The organism is Cellulomonas rhizosphaerae (genome assembly GCF_003470205.1).
GTDB classification, from domain to species: Bacteria; Actinomycetota; Actinomycetes; order Actinomycetales; family Cellulomonadaceae; genus Cellulomonas; species Cellulomonas rhizosphaerae.
Window position 1 is genome coordinate 1 of the sequence record NZ_QWKP01000140.1, and the last position, 15,307, is coordinate 15,307.

General features: G+C 72.9%; 11 protein-coding genes. 3 read left to right on the forward strand and 8 right to left on the reverse strand.

Annotation, left to right across the window (positions count from 1 at the left end):
• The coding region (locus D1825_RS04515) for a bifunctional ornithine acetyltransferase/N-acetylglutamate synthase (RefSeq protein WP_199721496.1) at positions 1 to 342 on the reverse strand (342 nt) is incomplete at its 3' end.
• A complete protein-coding gene (gene argC / locus D1825_RS04520) occupies positions 339 to 1,415 on the reverse strand; it encodes an N-acetyl-gamma-glutamyl-phosphate reductase (RefSeq protein WP_118766267.1) in 1,077 nt (358 codons plus the stop codon). The genes argC and D1825_RS04515, both read right to left, overlap by 4 nt.
• 71 nt (positions 1,416 to 1,486) lie before the next feature.
• Here argC and D1825_RS04525 point away from each other — a divergent pair, with 71 nt between their 5' ends.
• The 3 genes from D1825_RS04525 to D1825_RS04535 are packed head-to-tail and all read left to right on the forward strand — an operon-like array spanning position 1,487 to position 3,734.
• A complete protein-coding gene (locus D1825_RS04525; protein ID WP_118766268.1) occupies positions 1,487 to 2,470 on the forward strand; it encodes a quinone oxidoreductase family protein in 984 nt (327 codons plus the stop codon).
• Positions 2,467 to 3,237 (forward strand): DsbA family oxidoreductase, encoded by a 771-nt coding sequence (locus D1825_RS04530; protein WP_118766269.1) that lies wholly within the window; start codon positions 2,467 to 2,469, stop codon positions 3,235 to 3,237. Before D1825_RS04525 ends, D1825_RS04530 begins: the two co-directional genes overlap by 4 nt.
• Positions 3,238 to 3,263: 26 nt before the next feature.
• Positions 3,264 to 3,734: a GNAT family N-acetyltransferase gene (locus D1825_RS04535; RefSeq protein WP_233549629.1), complete on the forward strand. Its 471-nt coding sequence runs from the start codon at positions 3,264 to 3,266 to the stop codon at positions 3,732 to 3,734.
• Positions 3,735 to 3,738: 4 nt separating this feature from the next.
• Here the strand turns inward: D1825_RS04535 and D1825_RS04540 are convergent, their stop codons facing one another.
• From D1825_RS04540 to pheS, 6 genes are all read right to left on the reverse strand, one after another.
• On the reverse strand, positions 3,739 to 4,557 hold the full coding sequence (locus D1825_RS04540; protein ID WP_118766271.1) for a class I SAM-dependent methyltransferase: 819 nt from the start codon (positions 4,555 to 4,557) through the stop codon (positions 3,739 to 3,741).
• Between the two features lie 45 nt (positions 4,558 to 4,602).
• Entirely contained in the window at positions 4,603 to 5,658 is a 1,056-nt protein-coding gene (locus tag D1825_RS04545) for a LacI family DNA-binding transcriptional regulator (protein ID WP_233549630.1), read from the reverse strand.
• A 74-nt stretch (positions 5,659 to 5,732) separates the two neighbouring features.
• Positions 5,733 to 5,951, reverse strand: coding sequence for a hypothetical protein (locus D1825_RS04550; RefSeq protein WP_138067458.1), 219 nt, complete (start codon positions 5,949 to 5,951; stop codon positions 5,733 to 5,735).
• 123 nt (positions 5,952 to 6,074) lie between these two features.
• Positions 6,075 to 11,819, reverse strand: coding sequence for an ExeM/NucH family extracellular endonuclease (locus D1825_RS04555; RefSeq protein WP_118766273.1), 5,745 nt, complete (start codon positions 11,817 to 11,819; stop codon positions 6,075 to 6,077).
• A gap of 191 nt (positions 11,820 to 12,010) precedes the next feature.
• Positions 12,011 to 14,572, reverse strand: coding sequence for a phenylalanine--tRNA ligase subunit beta (gene pheT / locus D1825_RS04560; protein ID WP_118766274.1), 2,562 nt, complete (start codon positions 14,570 to 14,572; stop codon positions 12,011 to 12,013).
• On the reverse strand, positions 14,572 to 15,307 hold a 736-nt coding region (pheS, locus tag D1825_RS04565; protein ID WP_118766275.1), incomplete at its 5' end, for a phenylalanine--tRNA ligase subunit alpha. The genes pheT and pheS, both read right to left, overlap by 1 nt.

The window sequence follows — 15,307 nt, forward strand, 5'->3', positions numbered from 1 at the left end:
CACGACGTCGCCCGCCGAGGCCCCCAGCACCCCGGCGACCTTCTCCGCGGTCCGGTGCACGTCGAGGAAGCCGTCCGGGCCCGTGCAGACGTTCGCGCCGCCCGAGTTGAGCACGACCGCGCTCACCACGCCGTCGCTGACGACCTGCCGCGACCACACGACGGGGTGCCCGACGACCCGGTTGGTCGTGAAGACGCCCGCGGCGACCTGCAGCGGGCCGTCGTTGACGACGAGCGCGAGATCCGGGCGACCTGACGCCTTGAGCCCGGCCGTGATGCCGCTCGCGCGGAACCCGGCGGGTGCGGTGACGCCAGCCGAGCGCTGGTCGGTGGTGGTGCTCACGGTGCGACTCCGTCCAGGGGCAGGCCGAGCGTCTCGGGCAGCCCGAGCGCGAGGTTGAGGGACTGCAGGGCGCCGCCGGCGGTGCCCTTGACCAGGTTGTCGATCGCGGTGACCGTCACGACCCGGCCGGCGGCCTCGTCGACCGCGACCTGCACCAGCGCGGTGTTGGCACCGAGCGTCGAGGCGGTCGTCGGCCACTGGCCCTCGGGCAGCAGGTGCACGAAGGGCTCGTCGGCGTACGTCTGCTCCCACGCCTCCCGCACCGTGGCGGGATCCGTGCCCGGGACCAGGCGGGCCGTCGACGTGGCGAGGATGCCGCGTGCCATCGGCACGAGCGTGGGCGTGAAGGAGATCGAGACCGCCTCGGCCCCCGCCGAGCGCAGGTTCTGCGCGATCTCGGGGATGTGCCGGTGGGTGCCGCCGACCGCGTACGGCTGGACGGCGCCCAGAGCCTCGGAGGCGAGCAGGTGCGTCTTGAGGCTGCGCCCGGCACCGGAGTACCCGTTGGCCAGCACCGCGACGAGGTCCTGCGGCTCGATGAGGCCGGCGGCGACGCCCGGCTGCAGGCCGAGCGTGACGGCGGTGACGTTGCAGCCGGGGACGGCGATGCGGCGCGTGCCCGCGAGCGCTGCACGCTGGGCGGTGGCCGTGCTCTCGCCCGGGTGCAGGAGCTCGGGCAGGCCGTACGGCCAGGTGCCCGCGTGCTCGCTGCCGTAGAACTGCTCCCACGCGGCGGGGTCGACGAGCCGGTGGTCCGCGCCGAGGTCGACGACGATCGCGTCGTCCCCGCGCTCGGCGAGCTCGGCGGCGATCGCGCCGCTCGCGCCGTGGGGCAGCGCGAGGACGACGACGTCGTGGCCCGCGAGGTTCTCCGTGCTCGTCGCCGCCAGCACGCGGCCCGCGAGCGAGCGCAGGTGCGGCTGGTGCGCGCCGAGCGGCGTGCCGGCGTTGGAGTGGGCGGTGAGAGCGCCGATGCGGGCCTCAGGGTGCGCCAGGAGGACCCGGAGCATCTCCCCTCCGGCGTAGCCGCTGGCTCCCGCGATCGCGACCGAGAACGTCATATGCATGAACATACACAAGAGTGCACGAAGATACGAACTGTCCGCTCGGAATGTCCCGCCCCAGTATGGGCGTTCGGCCTGACGTGCGCGCCGTCATCGCCTCCGCCCCGGGCGGACCCGAGGTCCTGTCCGTCGTCGACGCCCCCACGCCCGTCCCCGCGGCCGACGAGGTGCTCGTGCGCGTCGCCGCGGCGGGCGTGAACTTCATCGACACCTACCGCCGGTCCGGCACGTACCCGATGACGTTCCCACACGTCGTGGGGTCCGAGGGCGCGGGCACCGTCGAGGCGGTCGGCGCCGACGTCACGACGATCGCGGTCGGCGACCGCGTCGCGTGGTCCGCCGCTCCCGGCTCCTACGCGGACCTCGTGGCCGTCAGGGCCGCGTCCGCGCTCATCGTCCCGCCCGGCGTGAGCGACGAGGTCGCCGCGGCCGTCCCGCTGCAGGGCATGACGGCCCACTACCTCGTGACCTCGTCCTTCCGGGTCGCGCCGGGCACGACCGTGCTGCTGCACGCGGGCGCCGGCGGGGTCGGGCTGCTGCTCACCCAGCTCGCCGTCGCCCACGGTGCCCGGGTCATCTCGACCGTCGGCTCGGCGGACAAGGAGACGCTCGCGCGCCGAGCCGGGGCGGACGAGGTCATCCGCTACCGCGAGCTGTCGGACCTCACGGCCGAGCTGCCCGCGCTCGTGCGGGACCTGACCGACGGCCGCGGCGTCGACGCGGTGTACGACTCCGTGGGCCGCGACACGTTCGACGCCTCGCTCGCCTCGCTGTCGCGCCGCGGGACGCTCGTGCTGTTCGGTGCCTCGTCGGGCGCCGTGCCGCCCGTCGACCCGCAGCGGCTCAACGCCGCCGGCTCGGTGTTCCTGACCCGCCCCAAGCTCGACGACCACGTCGCCGACCGTGACGAGCTGGACTGGCGGGCCGCCGAGGTGTTCGGCGCCGTCACCGACGGCTCGCTCGACGTGCGCATCGGCGCCACCTACCCCCTGGCCGACGCGGCCGAAGCCCACCGCGCGCTCGAGTCGCGCTCCACGACCGGAAAGGTCCTCCTGATCCCATGACGACCCATCTGACCACCCCGCTGGCCATCGCCCCCGTCCGCACCCTGCAGGTCGAGGTCTGGTCCGACGTCGCCTGCCCGTGGTGCTTCATCGGCAAGCGCCGCTTCGCCGCCGCGCTGGCCGACTTCCCGCACCGCGACCACGTCGAGGTCAGCTGGCGCTCGTACCAGCTGTCCCCGGAGACGCCGGTCGGCCCCGGGCGCCCCGAGGCCGAGGCGCTCGCCGAGATGAAGGGCATCGCCCCCGCGCAGGTGCAGCAGATGTTCGCGCAGGTCACCGCCGTGGCAGCGGGCGTCGGCCTGGCCTACGACTTCGACCGGACGCTGACGTTCAACACGTTCGACGCGCACCGCCTGCTGCACCTCGCGGCTCGCGTGGGCGGCGCGGAGCTGGTCGAGACGACGATGGAGGCGCTGTTCTCGGCGCACTTCGAGCGCGGCGCGGACCTCGGCCTGACCGCGGCCCTCGTCGACCTGGCCCACACCGCAGGGTTCGGCGAGCACGGCTGGGACGACGACGAGGTACTCGCGTTCCTCAGCGGCGACGACGAGTCCGACGCGGTGCGCGCCGACATCGCCGAGGCCCGCGCGATCGGCGTGACCGGCGTGCCGTTCTTCGTCGTCGACCGCCGTGTCGCCGTCTCGGGCGCGCAGCCGGCCGAGGTCTTCTCGCAGCTGCTCGAGACGAGCTGGCGCGAGGCGAACCCGCTGGTCACGCTCGGCTCCCCCGACGCCCAGGCGTGCGTCGACGACTCGTGCGCGATCTGATGGACGCACCCGTTCGGCTGCGGGTCATGCGCGAGAGCGACCTGGAGGCGGTGGCCGCGATGAACGACGCCGCCGCGCCTGCGGTCAACGTGCTGGGTACCGACGGGCTCGCCGAGCACCTGCCGCGCTGCTCGGCGGCGCTCGTCGCGCACGACGCCAGCGGGATCATCGGGTTCCTCATGGCCGTCTCGCCCGGCTCGGAGTACGCGAGCGAGAACTACCGCTGGTTCTCGACGAACGTGCCCGGCTCGCTGTACGTGGACCGGATCGTCGTGACCCCGAGCGCGAAGGCCCGCGGCGTCGGTCGTGCGCTGTACGCCGCGGCGAGCGAGCAGGCGCGCGTCCTTGGCCTCTCGCGCATCACCGCCGAGGTCAACCTCGACCCGCCGAACCCCGGGTCGTCCGCGTTCCACGCGCGGCTCGGCTTCACCCGCGTCGGCGAGCAGGTCACCAAGGGCGGGTCCGTGCGCGTGGAGCTGCTGGCTCTGACGGTCTGACCCGTCACTCGGTACGGCGCCCGACGACGAGCACGTGCGCGCTCGCGCCGAGCGTCGACGGCTCGCGCTCGATCCGGCGCACCGCACCCAGGATCCGCTCCGCCACCACGGGGTCGTCGAGCAGCTCGTCGAGCCCGGCCGCGTACGACGCCGCGCCCTCGACCGCGACCGGGCCGTCGGCGTCGAACCCTGCCGCCTCGACCTCCGCGAGCAGCTCGTCCGGCCGGTGGAAGTACGCCGTCGTGAACTGGCCCGGGATCGCGGCGTCGTTGCGGTGGACGCCCGTCGCGACGGTGACCGCGAGCGCGTCGGCGAACCGCTCGTCTGCCACGAAGCCGCGCGCGATGCCGTCGTGCGTGGACGAGAACCGCGAGACCGCGGCGGCGACGACCACACCGCCCGGACGCAGCACGCGCCGCGCCTCGCGCAGGGCCGCCGCCCGGTCGGCCGCGTCGATCAGGTGGTAGAGCGGGCCGAGGAGCAGGACCGCGTCGACCGACCCTTCCGCGGCGTCGAGCGCGCGGGCGTCGCCGAGGACCGCCCCCACCAGCGGATGCTCGGCGGCCGCACTCGCCGCGAGCGCCTGGTCCACGTGCAGGGGCACGGGGTCGACGAGCGTCACGGCGTAGCCGGCCGCCGCGAGGGGCAGCGCGTAGCGGCCGGCCGCTCCCCCGACGTCCAGGACGCGTGCGGGCGCCGGCGGCAGCCAGCGACCGAGCAGCTCGAGGGTGCGCAGCGCCTCGACGCGGCCGACGCCGCGTTCGAGCCGGTCCTGTTCGCGGCCGAGCTCGTAGTAGGCGGTGATCTCGGGTCGGATCGTCATCGGCCCATCGGACCGCACCGGACCGTGGCGCGTCGAGGGGATTGCTCAGGCGGGAGCCGGGCCGGTGCTGCCGCGCACCACGAGCTCGGTCGGCACGAGCACGTGCTCGGGGCCGTCCGGCGCGCCCGCCTCGCCCCGCGACCGGGCGATCGCACGGGTCAGGGTCGTCGCGGCGGCCCGCCCCTTGGCCGCGAGGTCCTGCCGGACCGTGGTGAGCTGCGGCTGCGCGTTGCGGGCGACGGGGCTGTCGTCGTACCCCACGACCGAGAGGTCCTCCGGGATCCGCAGCCCCTGCTCACGCGCCACCTGCTCCACGGTCCAGGCCACGAGGTCGGAGAAGCACAGGACCGCGGTCGGGCGGTCCGGCAGCGCGAGCATCGTGCGGATGCCCTCGGCCGCGTACTCCTCCGAGTTGTCGGTGATGTTGACCGCGGTCACTCGCACGCCTGCCGGCCCGAGCGCGCTCATCCAGCCCGCGACGCGCTCGCGCGAGACGTACCCGGTGCCGGCCTCGGCCGGGTCGGGTGCGACGCCGGGCGGCAGGCCGAAGCCCGTGGTGAGGATGCCGACGTGCCGGTGCCCGAGGTCGAGCAGGTGCTGCGCGGCCGCGCGGGCGCCCGGCCGGTCGTCGAGCAGGACGCTCGAGGCGCCCTCGACCGGGGCCTGGTCGACGAAGACGAGCGGCAGCCGGCGACGGAGCAGGAACGAGACCGCCCCCAGGTCCCCAGCACAGGCGTAGACGAGCGCACCGTCCATCGGGATGTCGCGCGCCGGGATCATGGCGGCCGAGCCCACGCTCGGCAGCAGCGCGACGGCGAGGCCCGTCGGCGCGAGCTCCTCGGCCACGGCCCCGAAGAACGCCGCGGCGATCGGGTCCTGGAACGCGGTGCCGACCGACTCGGTGAGCAGCACGCCCACCGCTCCCGTGGTGCCGCGCGCGAGGACCCGGGCCGCGGGGTCCGGACCGGCGTAGCCGAGCTTCTCGGCGGTGGCGAGCACGCGCTCGCGCAGCTCGGTCGAGAGCTGGTCGGGGCGCGAGAACGCGTTCGAGACCGTCATGCGACTCACGCCGACCTGGTCGGCGATCGTCTGCAACGTCACGCGCCCCACGGCGCCACCCTCGTTCGACCCATACAGGTCAGGGTAGGCGTCCGCGGGGCGCGCGGCGGTCTGCGTCACGTCGCGGCGTGGCCCATGCCGCGAGGGACCTCACGTCGCACGGGTGCGGGCTCGATGGTGCGCGCGAGCCGGGCGAGCAGGTCGGCGGCGACACACCGGCTGCGGAACGCGCGAGGCGGTCGCTGCTCGACGACCGGCGCGTCCGGGGCGGCGCTGTGCGCGGCGTACACCGTGGAAGCGCGGGCCATCGCCAGGGCAAAGGGTGGTGCGTCCATGATCGTGTCCCTTCTCGATAGCTTCTGTACCGATACAGTAAGCCTCGCGGTCTGTACCGGTCAAGAGGTAGAGCGAAAGAGCGCCCTACCCAGCGCGGGTGCTGGGTAGGGCGTCCCGGGTGATCAGCGGACGGTGAGCTTGTGGCTCGCCTTCGCCGAGGTGTAGCTCGCGCTTCCGGCGTAGGTCACGGTGACCGTGGCCGACTTCTTCGCCTTCGGCAGCGTGATCGTGGCCTTGCCGCCCGAGAGCGCCGCGGACCCGACCGTCGTGCCACCGACCTTCACCGTCACCTTGCCCGACGGCTTCGGCGCGCCCGACTCACCCTTGACCGTGATCGTCAGGCTGACGCTAGCGCCCTCCTTGATCGACCACTTCGCGGCCGAGAGCTTGACGGTCGGCGTGGCCTTGGTGACCTTGACGGTCGCCGTGCCCTTCGAGCCGTCCACCGTGGCCGAGCCGAGGTAGACCGCCGTCAGGGTGTGCTTGCCGACCGTCAGGAACGACGGCAGGGTGACCTTGGCGGTGCCCTTGGTGCCGGTCGTCGACAGGACCGTCGTGAGGAGCACGGTCTTGCCGTCGCGGATCTCGACCTTGCCCTTCGGCGCCGAGGTCGAGCCGATGACCGTCACCGTGGCCTTGACCGGCGACCCGAAGGTCGTCGACGTGGGCTTCAGCGTGAGCGAGGTCGCGGACGTCGACTTCGCGATGGTGATCGAGACGATCGCCGACGTCGACCCCACGTACAGGGTCGTGTCAGCCGGCGTGAACACCGCCGTGAGGGCGTGCGTGCCCACGGTGAGCGAGGCCGTCGTGCTGGCCTTGCCGCCCGAGACCGCGACCGTCTTGAGCACCTTCGTGCCGTCGAGGAAGGTCACGGTGCCGGCCACGTCGGCCGGCGCCACCGTGGCGGTGAGCGTCTGCGTCTGGCCGACGCGCTTGCCGCCCGTCACGACGAGCGAGGTGCTCGTCGTCGCCTTGGCGATCGTCACGTCCTTCGCGTCGGACGTGGAGGCCACGGCCGCGGACGACGACGGGACGAACTGCGCCGTGAGCGAGTGCTCACCGACGCCGAGGTGCGTCGCGGTCGTCGCGACGCCCGAGACGACCGCCACGCCCGAGGCCAGCACCGTGGTGCCGTCGCGGAAGGTGACCGTGCCGGACACGCTCGCGGGCGAGACCGTGGCGGTGAGCGTCTGCTCCCCGCCCACGACCAGGTCACCCGTGACGGCCAGGACCGTCGTCGTGGCCTGAGCGATCGAGACGTTCACGGTGTTCGACGTCGAGCCGGCGAACGCCTCGCTCGACGGGACGAACTCCGCCGTCAGCGCATGCTCGCCCGCTCCGAGGTCGTCGACCGTGGTGGTCGCCTCGCCGCCGCTGATCGCCACGCCCTGCGCGATCACCGTGGTGCCGTCACGGAAGGTGACCGTGCCCGCGGCGTCGGACGGGGCGACGGTCGCGGTGAGCGTGAGCTCGCCCGCGGTCGTCGGGGTCCCCGAGACGACGAGGTGAGTGGTCGTCTCGGTCGCGGCCTTGGCCTCGACCGTGAGCGGGAGCGTCACCGTGGTGCCGCTCGGGCTCGCCACGAGCGTGAGCACGTGGTCGCCCGCGCTCGTGTCGGCCGGGATCGTGACGGAGACCGTGGCGTTGCCGTCCGTGACCGTCGCCGAGCCGATCGACGTGCCGTCGAGCTTGACGTCCAGGGACGTGTTGAGCGGAGCGCCGAGGCTGGTCAGGTTCAGCTTCGACACCGTGGTCTCGAAGACCTCGCCCGCCGTGACGGACTCCGGCAGCGCGGGGACGCCGACCGAGTGCCGCGCGAAGCTCGGCGCCAGGTTCGGGTGGTCCTGCAGGTAGGTGATCCACCCGTCCCGGTCGATCAGGCCTGAGTCCTTGGTGCCGGTGCCGCTGCTGAAGACCCGAAAGTTGTCCCCGCCCTGGGCGAGGAACGAGAACGTCCCGATCCGGTAGTCGGCGCTCGGGTCGAGCGGCTGCCCGTCCACGGTGACCGACGTGATGTGGTGACCCTGCGCCGCCGCGGCGTCGTAGGTGTACGCCACGTTGTCCGAGAGGCCCAGCTGCAGGTACGGCCGCGACGGGATGGTCCCGTCCGCGTTCGTCTGCCACTGCTGCTCGAGCATCGTGATCACCTGGGCGCCCTTGAGCGTGGTCGTCCAGAGGTTGTTGACGAAAGGCAGGACGCCGTTCGCCTCGGCCGTGGTGACCACGCCGTCCGGGGCGTAGAACAGCTCGGCCCGCAGGCCACCCGGGTTGACGACGCCGATCTGCGCGCCGCCGAGGTTCTCGGGCTCGAGCGTGTCCCGCAGCGCGTTCGCGACGAGGTTGCCCAGGCTGGACTCGTTCGCCCGGTCGTCACGCGTGCCGCCGGTGTACTTCCCGCCGGTGTACGTGCCGCCGCTGTACGCGGTCGTGATGTCCGCCGTGACGGACCCGACCGGCACGGAGCCGACCGTGTTCGCGTAGGCGAGCGCGGCGTCGACGATCGACTTGACCTGCGCGACGCGCGGGTAGGCGGCGACGAGGTCGGCGTCCGCCGCCGTCGAGCGGGCGACGTTCGACTGCGTGTGGGCCGTGACGTCACCCGAGACCGGGTCGTAGGTCAGCACGATCTTGCCGACGAACTCGCCGTACGAACCGGTCTGCAGGATCGGTCGCGTCGTGCCCGCTGCACCGGGGACCGGGGCCTCCCACGCGTACTGCTTGTGGGTGTGGCCGGTGAAGATGGCGTCGACCTTGGCAGACGTCTTGGTCACGATGTCCGCGAAGGCTCCGCCGGCGGCGACCTCCTGCTCGAGGGTCGCCTTGTCGGGCGTGCCCGCGCCGGCCCCCTCGTGGTACTCGGCCACGAGCACGTCGGCCTCGCCGTTGGCCTCGTTGCCGTCCGTGAGCTGGTTGGCGACGCGGTTCACCGCGGCGACCGGGTCGCCGAAGTCGAGGTCCGCGATGCCACCCGGCGTCACGAGCGTGGGCGTCTCCTGCGTGACGGCACCGATGATGCCGACGCGCACGCCATCCATGTCGATGACCTTGTACTCGTCGAGCGCGGGGTTCGTGGTGCCCTTGTCGTAGACGTTGGCGCCCAGGTAGTCCCAGCTGGCCGCGTCGGTCACGCGGCCCGCGAGGTCGGCGAAGCCCTTGTCGAACTCGTGGTTGCCGACCGCGGAGGCCTGCAGCTCGAGCGTGTTGAGGACGTCGATCGTCGGCTTGTCGTTCGCGGTCGCCGAGGCGAACAGCGACGCGCCGATGTTGTCACCGGCGGACAGGAACGCGACCGGACCCGTGGCCTCCTTGCGGAGCTTCTCGACCGTGCCGGCGAACTTCACCGTGTTGGCGTCGATGCGACCGTGGAAGTCGTTGATGTTCAGCAGGGTCAGGTCGACCGGGGGCGCGCTCGCCTCGAGCCCGACGACCACGGGGTCGTGGTCCGAGGAGCGGTACTCGTCGGGCGCGTAGTAGAGCGCGCCGTGGTAGTTGTACCGGCTGTACTCCAGCGCGATGGACTCCTCGGCGTTGATCTCCCAGAAGTCCGCACCCGTGGCGCGCTTCAGGGCGGGGCCGTTGAGGAGCACGTGGTCGAGCGAGCCCGACAGGCCGCCGAACGAGTACGAGTACTGGCCGCTCGCGAGCGTCGAAGCGGCGTCCTTGTAGCCCGCGTCGTACAGCACCTGCAGCGGGTCCTCGTGCGTGTAGGCGTTGAAGTCGCCCACGAGCGCAACGGCCTGCGCGTCGCCCTGGATGGTCGGCACCCAGTTCTTCAGCGCCGTGGCCTGCGCGACGCGCGACGCGTTGGACGCGCCCTGCCCGTCACCGGAGTCGGCGTCGCCGGGCAGCGGACCGGCTGAGCCCTTGGACTTGAAGTGGTTCACGACGACGAGGAACGGGCTGCCGCCACCCACGGGCGTGAACGCCTGCGCGATCGGCTCGCGCGCGTTGCTGAACGCCGCGTCACCCGAGCTGAGCGTGCCCAGCGCGTGCGAGGCACCCGTGCGCTCGACCGCGGCCTTGCGATAGATGATCGCGTTGGTGATGACGTCCATCTGCGACGCGGGCGGCAGGTCGGCCGACGAGGGGACGAACGCCCAGACGTCGGAGCCGGCGGCGGCGTTGAGCGCCGCGACGAGCGTGGCGAGGGCCTCGTCGGCGTCGTTGTCGACGACGAGCGAGTTCTCGATCTCGAGCAGGCCGACGACGTCGGCGTCGAGGTCGTTGATCGCCGCGACGATCTTGGTCTGCTGCCGCGTCAGGTCGGCCGGGTCCCACGCTCCGCGCGGGTCGCAGCCGGTGTTGACGGTCACACCGTCGCCCGCGCGGTCCTTGTACGACGTGCAGCCCGACGTGGTGGCGCCGAGCGTCGTGAAGTAGTTCAGGACGTTGAACGACGCGATCTTGAGGTCGCCCCCCACGTTCTCGGGCGCGGCCGTGCGGTCGTTCTCGAACGTCGCCGGCGAGCCGCCCGTGGAGACGGGGGCGGTCGGGTTGAGCTTCCAGACGTCGTTGCGGTAGTCGACGATCACCGGCTTGGTGAACGTCGCCGCGGCACCCACGCGGACGGGGTTCGTCAGCGAGATGTACGGCGGGACGAGGTTCTGGTTCGCTGCCGAGAGGAAGTTGGTGGTCGCGCCGTCGTCGAGCACGACGCCGCGCGCCGCGTTGTCGGCCTCGATCGCCGCGGCCGCAGGCGAGCCCGGGCGGGCCGCGTCGGTGGGCTGGATGAGCGGCTTGGTGCCGCTGGCCAGGCCGACCTCGCCGTACTGGTTGGTCGAGAACGTGTTCGAGATCGTCCAGTCGCCCGTGGGGGCGAACAGCATCGACTCGAGCGCCTCGCGGCCCGCTGCCGTCGTCGGCCAGGCACCCGTGGTCGGGGTGACCGTGGCCTCGTCGTCGATCTTGGTCAGGCCCGCGGCCGAGGTGACCGTGAGCTCCGTGAGGCCGGCGAACTCGCTCACCGCGCCGGTGACCTCGACGTGGTCGCCGATCGTCACCGAGCCCGCGGTGCTCGGAGAGTAGACGAACAGGCCCTGGGACGCGGTCGCGTCGCCGAGCGGGCCGCCCGTGCCGGCCGCCTGGATGACGTAGCCGTTGATGCCACCCGTCGGGTAGGCCGCGGTGACGACGCCGTTCGTGGTGACGGTCTGGCCGACGAGCGGCGAGGCCGACCCGGTGCCCTGGATCTCGGCGATCGTCTTCGGGGTGCCGGGGTCGGTCGGGTCCGTCGGCGTCGAGCCGCTGTTCAGCGGGGTCGGAGTGCCTGCCGTGAAGTCCGCGCCGTTGTCGGCCGTGTTGGCGTGCTGGGCATTCCGGGAGACGGAGTTCGTGGCCGAGGTCGCCGGGGTCGGCGCCGTACCAGCCTTGTCGTTGGCCGTCCCGTACCCGACGAAGTCGACGACGCTGGCCGCATTCGAGCATGCGCTGCCGCACGCGAGGGCGGTCGTGGCGTTGACGAGGGCAACCTTGCCCGCCGTGCCGCTCATCGCGATCGTGCCGACAACGTCAGGAGTCGGCAGGTCGACACTGCCACCCGCACCCAGCGCCTCAGCCACGAGGTAGTGGCTGTGCGCAGGGATCGATCCCGTCAGAGCGGTCGTCGCCCACGACGTACCGGAGGCCGATGCGTACTGCACCGACCACCCCGCCAGCGACACCGGGGAGGCACCGGGGTTGTACAGCTCGATGAAGTCCTGCTTCAGAGTCGCGCCGCCGTTCCCTCCCCCGCCGTACACCTCGTTGATGATCGCGGGCGCCGAGGGCGAGACGGCGGCTGACGCCGCCCCCGCCCCAGCGACCGAGCCGGCCAGCACCACGGCGAGCGCCGTGAGGCCCCCCACCGTTCTCACAGCAGCACGCACGTCGGACAACTCCTTCGTCGGGAACGTCGAAGGCCGCTCGTGGCGGCCTGGGCAACCTTCACCCGTTGTCCGTTTTGCCGCAACTACTCTCTGGTAACAATGGTGTGAACTCGTCCCACGACCCGTGAACCGTGGACGACGAAGGCCCCCGATCCGGACGGATCGGGGGCCCTCGTGGGACGTGGTTTAGGTCAGGCGCGGAGCGTCGCCCCGAACCGGCGATTCGCCTCGGCGACGACCGACTCGCGCACCGCGGCGGTCTCCGCGGCGGTCAGCGTGCGGTCGCCCGCGCGCAGCCGCAGCGAGAACGCGAGCGACTTGTTGCCGTCGCCCACCTGCTCGCCCGTGTAGACGTCGAACAGCCGCGCGTCCTCGAGCACCGCACCGGCCTCGCTCGCGTCCGCTCCGGTCCGCACGGCCTCGAGCACCTCGTGCGCGGGGACCTCGGCGGCCAGGACGAGCGCGACGTCCTCCTTGGCGATGGGGAACGTCGACAGCTCGGACGCCTGCAGCGGGTCGGTCGGGGCAGCGGCGAGCAGCACGTCGAGGTCGATCTCGAACGCGGCCGCCCGGGCGGGGAGGCCGTGCGCGGCGACGACGTTCGGGTGCAGCTCGCCGGCGTGCCCGACGAGCACGCCGTCGACCGTCTCGAGCCGCGCGCAGCGGCCCGGGTGCCACGGCGCGTGGTCGTGGTCGGCCGTCAGCACGACCTCGACGCCGACGACGCCCGCGACGAGCCGGGCGGCGGCGATCGCGTCGGTGTGGTCGGCGCGGCGACCGCTCCCCCACCAGCCGGCAGGCTCGCGCAGGCCGGTGAGCACCCCGGCCACGCGACGAGGCTGGGCGGGTACCGCGGCGGCGATCGCCGCGAGCTCCTCGTCGGACGGCCGGACGCCGCCGGGGAGGCGCGGCGCGGACGGCGCCCCCGGGACGGGCCGCGTGACGAGGCCGATCTCGTACAGCGCGAGATCCGTCTCGCCGCGGCTGACGTTCCGCCTCGCGGTGTCCAGCAGCGTGACGAGCAGGTTGGTCCGCATGAGCGGCTGCGCGTCGGACATCGGGTTGAGCAGGCGGACGGCGTCGCGCCGCTCGTCGTCGGGCGCCAGGCCGAGCGCGTCGACCTGGTCCTGGCCGACGAACGGGTAGCTGAGCACCTCGACGAGGCCGGACTCGGCCAGGGCGCGCGCCACCGAGCGACGCGTGCGCTGCGCCTCGGTGAGCCCGCTGCCGGCGGGGGCCGGCGGCAGGATCGACGGGATCGCGTCGTAGCCGCGCAGGCGTGCGACCTCCTCGACCAGGTCGACGCCGATCGCGAGGTCGGGGCGCCACGTCGGCGGGACGACCGTCAGGGGGCCGTCGCCCGTGACCGTGCAGCCGATCGCGGTGAGGGTCTCGCGGACCTCGTCGGCCGTGTACGGCACACCGACCAGGCGCGCGGGCAGGTCCACGGCCAGCGTGATCGGCTGCGGAGCCTGGGTCGAGTCGAGGTCGGTGACCGCCTCGTCGGCCTGGCCGCCGCCGTGCTCGGTGAGCAGCGCAACCACGCGGTCGACGGCCACGCGCGCGAGCTGCGGGTCGACCCCGCGCTCGTAGCGCTTGGCCGCCTCGGTCGGCAGCTTGTGCCGTCGCGCGGTCCGCGCGACGGTGATCGGGTCCCAGCGCGCGGCCTCGACCAGCACGTCGGTCGTCGTCGGGCCGACCTCGCTGTCGCCGCCGCCCATGACGCCCGCAAGACCGATGATCCGCTCGCCGCGCGCGCCGGGGCTGTCGGTGACGAGCAGGTCCTCGGGGTCGAGGGTGCGCACCACGTCGTCGAGCGTCCGCAGCGTCTCGCCCGGGTTCGCGCGGCGCACGACGATCGGCTCGGCGACCTGCGCGAGGTCGTAGGCGTGCAGCGGCTGCCCGAGGTCGAGCATCACGTAGTTCGTCGCGTCGACCGCGAGGTTGATCGCGCGCATGCCGGCCTGCTGCAGCCGGCGCTGCATCCACGTCGGGGACGGGTCGGTCGCCCGGACGCCGCGCACGATGCGCGCGACGAAGCGGTCGGCGCCGACGACGCCGTGGATCGGCGCGCGGTCGTCGATCTCGACCGCGAACCCGGCCGTCGCCGCACGCTCCGGAACCGGCAGCGCCGGGTCCGTGAACGTCGCGCCCGTCGAGTGCGCGTACTCGCGGGCGACGCCGCGCATCGAGAAGCAGTAGCCCCGGTCCGGCGTCACGTTGATCTCGAGGACCTCCTCGCCGAGCCCGAGCAGCTCGCGCGCGTCGGTCCCCACGGGTGCGTCGATGCCGATCGTGGAGAGCACGATGATGCCGTCGTGGTCCTCGCCCAGCCCCAGCTCGCGGGCCGAGCAGATCATGCCGTCGGACACGTGCCCGTACGTCTTGCGCGACGCGATCGGGAACGGTCCGGGCAGGACGGCGCCGGGCAGCGCGACGACGACGCGGTCTCCCACGTCGAAGTTGTGCGCGCCGCAGACGATGCCCCGTGGTTGACGGAGGCCCGCCCCAGTGACTTCGTTGTGGTCCGGGCCCACGTCGACGCGGCACCAGTTGATGGTCTTGCCGTTCTTCTGCGGCTCGGGAGTGCGCTCCACGACCTCGCCGACGACGAGCGGACCCGTCACGGCGGCCGCGTGGATGGCCTCCTCCTCGAGCCCGACGCGCACGAGGTCCGCGGCGAGCTGCTCGGCCGTGAGGCCGTCGGGCGTGGTGACGTGCTCGGCGAGCCACGTCAGGGGGATGCGAGGCATCAGATCACCGCCTGGAACTGGGTGGAGAAGCGGACGTCGCCCTCGACCATGTCGTGCATGTCAGCGATCCCGTGGCGCAGCATGAGCGTGCGCTCGATGCCCATGCCGAACGCGAATCCGGAGTAGACCTCGGGGTCGACGCCGCACGCGCGCAGCACATTCGGGTTGACCATGCCGCAGCCGCCCCACTCGATCCAGCCCGCGCCGCCCTTCTTCTGCGGGAACCACAGGTCCATCTCGGCGGAGGGCTCGGTGAACGGGAAGAACGCGGGTCGCAGGCGCGTGCGCGCCTCCGGGCCGAAGATGGCACGCGCGAAGTGGTCGAGCGTGCCCTTGAGGTTGGCCATCGTCAGGCCCTTGTCGACGGCCAGGCCCTCGATCTGGTGGAACACGGGCGTGTGCGTCGCGTCGAGCTCGTCGGTGCGGAACACCTTGCCCGGGCACGCGATGTAGACGGGCAGGTCGCGCTCGAGCAGCGTGCGCGCCTGGACCGGGCTGGTGTGCGTGCGCAGCACCAGGCCAGCCTCCTTACCGGGCTCTCCCTCGACGAAGAACGTGTCCTGCATCTGCCGCGCGGGGTGGTCGACGCCGAAGTTGAGCGCGTCGAAGTTGAACCACTCCGACTCGAGCTCGGGGCCCTCGGCGATCTCCCAACCCATCGACACGAAGATGTCGGCGACGCGCTCCTGCAGCGTCTCCAGCGGGTGGCGCGCACCGCGCGGGTGGCGGTCGCTC